Raw genomic sequence first — 6,810 nt, forward strand, 5'->3', positions numbered from 1 at the left:
CCGTCGGGCGGTCGCAGCATGACGATCTCGGTACGGGAGTCGGGGATTCCGATGACCGTGTTCAGGAACTCGCCTTCCACGACCATCCGCCCCTCGACCTCGAGACCGAGCCCGACGAAGAACGCCGTCACCGTGTCGAGGTCCGCGACGGTGATGCCGACATGGTCGAAGCGTCGTACGTGTGACATGGGGTCGATCCTCCAGTACTCGTGTTGTCGATCCACCTAGGGACGTGGCCGACGGGGGTTCTCGACATCGGTCACGAGGACTTCCAGACGCGTCGGCACCCTCGTCGCTCCGCGTCGAGCGTGCCGACGCTCCTCAATCTCCCGGCTCGGGTCAGCCGACCCCGAGGCAGCATGCGGTGGATGCTCGACCCGCACGACGACGCAGCCTGCATGTGGGCCCTGACCGCCCTGCACGATCTGGGCGCCGGCCGGGTGGTATGTCATCCCAGCCCTGGCGCGTCGTGGCCGGTCCTGGCCCGGGATCTGCTGACCGCCCTGGGCAAGCACCGCGACGCGCTCGCCCGGGAACGACGAGTCCGTGACGGCCCGGCGCTGCTGCGGGTGTGGTTGCGCGCTGAGAACGTGGCGCACCTGGTGGTGACGCGCGCGCACCTGCTGCGACCCGGACTGCTCGACGAGCTCGCCAGGCTCGCCGCCATCATCCCGGTGACCGTCTGGTTGGTCTGGCACCACCGTGCCCCCCTCCCGGCACGAGCACCGCGGTCGCCCCGAGATCCCGCTGCCGTGGAGACGCGCCGCCGCGCCGCTCACCGCGCGCCGACTCACCGCGCCGATGCCTCGGCCAGGCCTACCGCAATGCGCTGGTCGCAGCCCGGCTGCCCGTTAGGTGCGGTCCTGCAACGGCTGACCATCGACGCCGCCACCGAGCTGCAAGTGCGGGCCCGTGCCATCAGGACGGCTTCATGGCCGAAGGCCTCATGCTGTCGCTGCCCGCCGCCGCGCCCTCGGCGTTGGCCGCGCTCGGGCCTCGCCCGAATGCCGCCGTGCTCGCCCGGCTGCGGCGGATCGTCTGCCCGACCAGCGCCGCCGCGCTGATGCTGGCTCTGGCCACCGACGCCGAGGCCCGCTGCCTCGCAGGATGTTCGCCGCGGTGGGTCACCGCCGACAGCGACCAGGTCGGGCTCCTTCCCGGCGCCTACCGCATCCCGGCACGAGCCCGGCCGCTGCTGCGCGCGGCGCTCATCGCCCACCACGACCAGCCCGGGCACACCCTCCTGCTTGACCGCGGCGGCCGGCTGTTCCTCGACCAGCGCATGGCCAACCTGGTCGACGTCTGGACAGGGCGAACAGGGGCGTAGTCGGTCCGGCCCGGCATCGCTTTCGAGCTGCGCGGGCGCTGGATAGGCACCCTGGACCGTCTCCGTGTCGGGGGGTGTCGAGCCGTCCGGCCGGGCCGGCGGGGATCGGGCGTATCGGGACTGTTACCTCCCGAACCCCTGACAGGCCCGCCCAGCTATCCCCTCGACCGACTGACACCGACACCCGCTCGTTCAGTTCGATGCCTGGCTGAAGCCCTTCCGGGGTCGATCGGTGCGGGTTCGGGTGTGCTGTGTCAGGAGGTTCTCGAAAGATGTTGGCAGAGGATGTCGAGAACGGCCTGCCGGCTCCCGTTCCCAGGGCAGATGGGGCCACCGTGGCCGCACCACACCGAGGAGGCCGGCATGACGATAAAGCGGATGGAGAACGTCGGCGTCGTCGTCGAGGACGTCCTTGCCCGCCTGCGCGCCCACGGCGCCGAACTCGTCGGCGAGCTGGAACAGTACGAGGACAGCTATCGGCTCTGCTACGTCCGCGGCCCCGAGGGCATCATCGTTGCCCTGGCCGAGCAGCTCGGCTGAGCCGCTCGGGCTACCCAACCCGCGGGCCTCGACACCACCCCGAGACCGCCGTGCAAACCCACAACGTCACACCTTGGAAAGGACCGCCGACATGGCCGTCGCCGAAGACCTTGACCGCGCCACCGACTCGCAGTGGGACTGGGTCGCCGAGCACACCCGCACCTATCTGGCCTCGGGTGGCACCGAGGGACACGAGAACAACGGGGTGCGCACGCTCGTGCTGGCCACGACCGGGCGCAGGACCGGCCAGCCGCGCCGCACCTGCCTGATCTACGGCAGCTCGGGCGACGAGTTCGTCGTCGTCGCCTCCAAAGGTGGCGCCGACGAGGACCCGGCATGGTTCAAGAATCTCCTGGCGGACCCGAGTGTCGGGGTGCAGGTCGGCACCCACCGGTTCACCGCCCGCGCCCGTGTCGCGTCCTCAGCCGAGCGCGAGCCCCTCTGGACCCAGATGGCGCAGATCTTTCCCCTCTACGACGACTACGCGCAGAAGACCGACCGCAAGATCCCGATCGTCCTGCTCACCCCGCAGGCCGGACCTCGCTCATAACGCCCCGGCGTTATCGTCCGCAACGCCCTGCGACCGCTGTGGATCAGGCAACGGTTGTCGGGAATGGACCATCTGTCGACGATCTTGAACCCCGAGGAAGACCTGCAGGTCGAGGTTGTTGGAACCGGATGTCGCCGCGCGACTGGCGCGCGCTCAAACAGGGCCGCGATCGCTGATCCGGCGCTGCCCGAGGTCAAACGCCGCTGGGTGGAACCGAGCCAGGCCGAAGGGCGCGGACCGCAGCTTGGTGACGGACCTCATCCCTCTGGACAGCTGCCGTCCCAAGTCGTCGACCTGGAGAAAGACTCAGGTCGTGTCGGATGACGACGTCAGGAGCTCGCTGCGAGGGCGGCCCGTTCGACCGGTACGGAACATAGGTGCGCACCGCGGCATCGGTGAAGCTGGCGGCGGAGTCGCGGCCTGCGGCCCGGACCCGTTCGGCGGGTGGCTCTCCTCGGAGCGAGACCGGGAACAGCCGAACGCCTCGCTCGTCCGCAGCGGGTGATGCGCCGGCCCCTCCCCGAGGCGATGGTGACGCTGCCGCGTCCACGGAACCAGGCATCGTCGAGGAGGCAGCCATGTCCGAGACAGCGATCGCCGACCACGGGCTGGTCGGCAGCGCGTCGACGAGTACGCCTCCCCTGATCGCGGACTGGGTCGCGGACGGGTACCGCGCGGGCGTCGGCAGGCGGGTCGACCGCGGCCGTGACGTCACCAGCAACGCATGGAGGTGACGATGAGCTCGAGCAGTGACTACGACGTGATCGTCCTCGGCGGCGGGGCGCCCGGCGAGCACTGCGTTGCGACGTTGGCTGCAGGCGGGCTGCGTGTAGACCTCGTTGACCACAGCACAAGCCGGATAGGAGGAACCTGACCATGTCCGATTCTGCTCCCACCGTCGTTCTCGTCCACGGCGCGTTCGCCGATGCCTCCAGCTTCGCCCGGGTGATCCCCGAGCTGCTCGCCGACGAGGTCCCGGTCGTCGCGCCCGCTGTCCCGGACCGGTCGCTCGCCGGCGACGCCGCCTACATCGCCTCGGTCGTCGGGCAGATCGACGGGCCCGTCGTGCTCGTCGGGCACTCCTGCGGCGGCGCCGTGATCACCGTCGCCGGGGTGGAGGACAATGTGAAGGCGCTGGTCTACCTGGCCGGCTACGCGCTGGGCGAGGGAGAGAGCCTCGGTGAGCTGCGGGGCCGGTTCCCGGACTCCGACCTCGCGGCGGCCCTGGTCACCAAGCCCTTCCCCACCGAAGGCGAGGAGCCCGGCACCGACGTGTACGTGGACGTCGCGAAGTTCCCCGCGATCGTCGCTGCTGACGTCGACGAGGACCTCGCGAAGGTCCTCGCGGTGTCCCAGCGCCCACTCGCCGCAGCGGCGTTCGCCGAGCCTGCCTCCTCCGCGGCGGCGTGGAAGCCCCGGCCCTCGTGGGAGTCGGTGTCCTCGTCGGACCACACCATCAACCCGGACGTCGAGCGGTTCGGCTACCAGCGGGCGGGAGCGACGACGGTCGAGATCGACTCGTCGCACCTGGTGATGCTCTCCCACCCCAAGCAGGTCGCCGACCTGATCGGGGAGGCGCTGCGCGCCGTGGGTTCGTGACCGCCGCGGACCAGGACGGGAGTCCGCTCCGATCCCCCGCATCGTCCTGCGGCCCACCGCGTCGACGATGCCGCTCGGCTTCTACACCGTCGCCGAGGCGAGCGTGCTGGTGTCCTGCCTGCCAGGGGACGCCCGACGACCAGCTCCGGCACCTGCCCACCGAGGCCGGCGTCCGCCGGACCCTCTGACCCGAGGAAGGACGATCCGACGATGAGGTCCGAACCGCGCACGGATCCGCAGGCACCGGTCCTGGTGCTGGGCGCGACCGGAGGACAGGGCGGTGCGGTCCTACGGGCCCTGCGGGAGCGCCGCCGCAAGGTGCGCGCACTGGTGCGGGACCCGACGGCCCCTTCGGCACGCCGGCTCGCCGCGGAGGGCATCGAGCTGGCCGCCGGCGGGTTCACCGAGCGCGACGCGCTCGCCGCGGCGATGAACGGCGTCGTCGCGACGTTCGCGCTGACCACCCCGTTCGAGTCCGGTGTGGATGCCGAGCTGGTGCAGGGCCGGGCGATCCTCGGTGCCGCTGCCGACGCCGGCCTGCCGCACCTGGTGTTCGCGTCGGTGGCGGGGGCGACGTCGGGCTCCGGGGTGCCGCACTTCGAGAGCAAGGCCGTCGTCGAGCGCGAGCTCGCCGGCGGGGACCTGCCGTACACGGTCGTTGCGCCCACCTACTTCTACGACAACGCCCTCGGCGGCGAGCGGGAGATCCTGGACGGCGTCCTGGCGCTGCCCCTCCCAGCCGACCACCCGCTGCAGCAGCTCGACCGGGGCGACCTCGGCCGGTTCGTCGCCGAGGTCCTCGACGCACCGGCCCGGTACACCGCACAGCGGATCGAGCTGGCCGGTGACGATCCGACCCCGCAGCAGATGGCGTCCGCGCTCGCCGCCGCGTCGAACCGACCCGTGCGGCACGAGGAGGTGCCGATGGCCGCGGTCCGCCGGGGCAGCGCGGACATGGCCGCGATGTGGGAGTTCCTGCGCGGCGACGGCTACCAGGTCGACATCGCGGCCCTGCGCCGCGATCACCCGGACATCGGGTGGACCTCGTTCGCCAGCTGGGCCGATCGCACGTTCGCCGGAGGTGGCATACAGCCCTCCCCCAGCTGACGGCCGATGCGGCTGCGGGCTCACCCGTTGTCAGCTAAGGATCTCCTCGAGCTCACCCGTGCCGCGCCCGATCCTGCGCGGCTCCGGGGTGGGCAGCGGAGCCCCGACCTGGTCCTGACGCGGAGACCGGTACATCTGGCCGGCCACCCCCGACTTGCGCCGCTGCAGTTGGGGTTCGTGGCGTTCCCGCTGATACCACCACCAGGCGCAGAGGAAGACCGCGGGAGCGGTCTCGCTTCGGCCCGCGGTAGTCCTTCATCGCGGCGCCATCGCGGCGCGATGCCGAAGGCGCCGTTGCGGCCGGCACCTCGGCGTGGATGCTTTGTGACTTTGAGGGGCCGGCACCGAACGTGCCTGCGACTGCAAGAACTGCTGTGGGTTCCGAAGTGGGGTCAGCTCTGGTCCTCGGCCGGTGGGTGTAGCCGGTCGGTGCCCCCGCGGGCCTGTTGGTGGCCGGCGCTGGTGGTGAGCCAGCGGGCGACGTCGGCGAGTTTGATGTTGGTGTCCTGGGAGGTGCGCACGAGCATCTGAAAGGCCTGGTCGCCCTCGACCCCGAACCTTTCCATGAGGATGCCTTTGGCCTGCCCGATCACGTCGCGGGTGTCCAGGGCTCGGCTCATCTGGGCGGCATGGTTGGCACCGTAGAGCAGCAGCCCTGCCTGAACTCCGAACAAGCCGGCGATGGTGCGGGCGGAGTCGTCGAACGCCCCTGGCGTGTGCGAGTAAAGGTTCAGCGCCGCGCGGGTGCCGCCGTTGGTGGAGAGCTGGGTCGACATCAACGACCGGTACCCGTGCTCGACCGCCTGCGGGCCGAAATGCGGCCACCGATTGGCGTCCGGTGCCTCGGCCAGGTCCCGGGCCAGGATGACCCCGTCCTCGGGGGGTTGTTCGACGGCGGTGAAGCACGGTCCCTCGTGGAGCTGCGCCTGTAGGTCGTCGAGCTTGTGGACGTCCTCGTTGGTGGGGCTGCGGGAGGTGATGTGGCCGTTCTCGGTCATCGAGATCCCGCCGGCGTCGGCGCCGGGCACGGTGTCCACCGCTGCGGCCACGATGTAGTCGAGGGTCTGTTCGAGATCGCTGATGCTGCGCCGGGCGACCAGATCACGCGCGGCACTGCGGAGGGCTACGACGAGCTCGTCGCTCTGTTCTGGCTGCATGATGCGGGTACCGCCTTGTGCGAGTGGGGGTACGGGGTGCAGCACGAAGACGTGTGCTGGCGCGGCAGAGCCGAGGCGGCATGCGCTGCGCTCTACCCCCACCCGTGGCTCGGTGGCCGGGGACGCACATGGACGACGGATACCGGGAACGCATGCCGACTAAAGACCTGCGCCCCGTGTCCGGGCAACAGCCGTGTACTCGACCGCTGTGCCGCAGGCTACGCGCCAAACCCGACGGTGTCTTCGCAGGCGCGGTACGACCGCGGGCTCTGAAAGCGGTCCGAGGACCCGATCAGCAGGAGGCGCGAATCGTCCGTAGCGTCCCTGCCGGAGTTGTGATCGGCGCCCGGGGCCGCGCAGCTCAAGGCCTCGGCGGTTGGGCACACAGCCGTCGAGGCCGCCGAGCGAGCGTCCTGCGTCAGGCGAGTTGTCCCCTGAGCCCGCCGTCCTGCCGGCACCAGCACCGGTGGATCCGCTCGGTGCAGCCCGGTCTCGGGCCGAATCGGCCTGCGATGAGCTCGAGATCAGTC

At 70.8% G+C, this 6,810-nt stretch carries 7 protein-coding genes and 2 pseudogenes; 7 read left to right on the forward strand and 2 right to left on the reverse strand.

The features are described 5' to 3' along the window. A pseudogene (locus tag JWP64_RS27225) lies at positions 1-188 on the reverse strand (VOC family protein); the annotation flags it as partial. A gap of 743 nt (positions 189-931) precedes the next feature. Between JWP64_RS27225 and JWP64_RS27230 the strand changes: the two are divergent. From JWP64_RS27230 to JWP64_RS27260, 7 genes and pseudogenes are all read left to right on the forward strand, one after another. Beyond that, positions 932-1,327 (forward strand): hypothetical protein, encoded by a 396-nt coding sequence (locus tag JWP64_RS27230; RefSeq protein ID WP_297502794.1) that lies wholly within the window; start codon positions 932-934, stop codon positions 1,325-1,327. Between the two features lie 399 nt (positions 1,328-1,726). Further along, positions 1,727-1,867 (forward strand): annotated as a pseudogene (locus tag JWP64_RS27235) (VOC family protein); the annotation flags it as partial. A gap of 91 nt (positions 1,868-1,958) precedes the next feature. After that, complete coding sequence (locus tag JWP64_RS27240) at positions 1,959-2,417, forward strand: nitroreductase family deazaflavin-dependent oxidoreductase (protein ID WP_297502795.1); 459 nt, start codon at positions 1,959-1,961, stop codon at positions 2,415-2,417. A 63-nt stretch (positions 2,418-2,480) separates the two neighbouring features. After that, on the forward strand, positions 2,481-2,741 hold the full coding sequence (locus JWP64_RS27245) for a hypothetical protein (RefSeq protein ID WP_297502796.1): 261 nt from the start codon (positions 2,481-2,483) through the stop codon (positions 2,739-2,741). 254 nt (positions 2,742-2,995) lie between these two features. Then, a complete protein-coding gene (locus JWP64_RS27250; protein WP_297502797.1) occupies positions 2,996-3,151 on the forward strand; it encodes a hypothetical protein in 156 nt (51 codons plus the stop codon). 142 nt (positions 3,152-3,293) lie between these two features. Beyond that, positions 3,294-4,016: an alpha/beta hydrolase gene (locus JWP64_RS27255; protein WP_297502798.1), complete on the forward strand. Its 723-nt coding sequence runs from the start codon at positions 3,294-3,296 to the stop codon at positions 4,014-4,016. A 210-nt stretch (positions 4,017-4,226) separates the two neighbouring features. Beyond that, complete coding sequence (locus JWP64_RS27260; protein ID WP_297502799.1) at positions 4,227-5,123, forward strand: NmrA/HSCARG family protein; 897 nt, start codon at positions 4,227-4,229, stop codon at positions 5,121-5,123. Between the two features lie 392 nt (positions 5,124-5,515). On the opposite strand, the gene JWP64_RS27265 is transcribed toward JWP64_RS27260, so the two are convergent. Continuing rightward, positions 5,516-6,382 carry a GAF and ANTAR domain-containing protein gene (locus JWP64_RS27265; RefSeq protein WP_297502800.1) on the reverse strand — a complete coding sequence of 289 codons (867 nt, stop codon included), beginning with the start codon at positions 6,380-6,382 and terminating at the stop codon, positions 5,516-5,518. Between the last annotated feature and the right edge of the window lie 428 nt (positions 6,383-6,810).

It is taken from the genome of Pseudonocardia sp. (genome assembly GCF_025465255.1).
In the GTDB taxonomy this organism is placed as follows: Bacteria; Actinomycetota; Actinomycetes; order Mycobacteriales; family Pseudonocardiaceae; genus Pseudonocardia.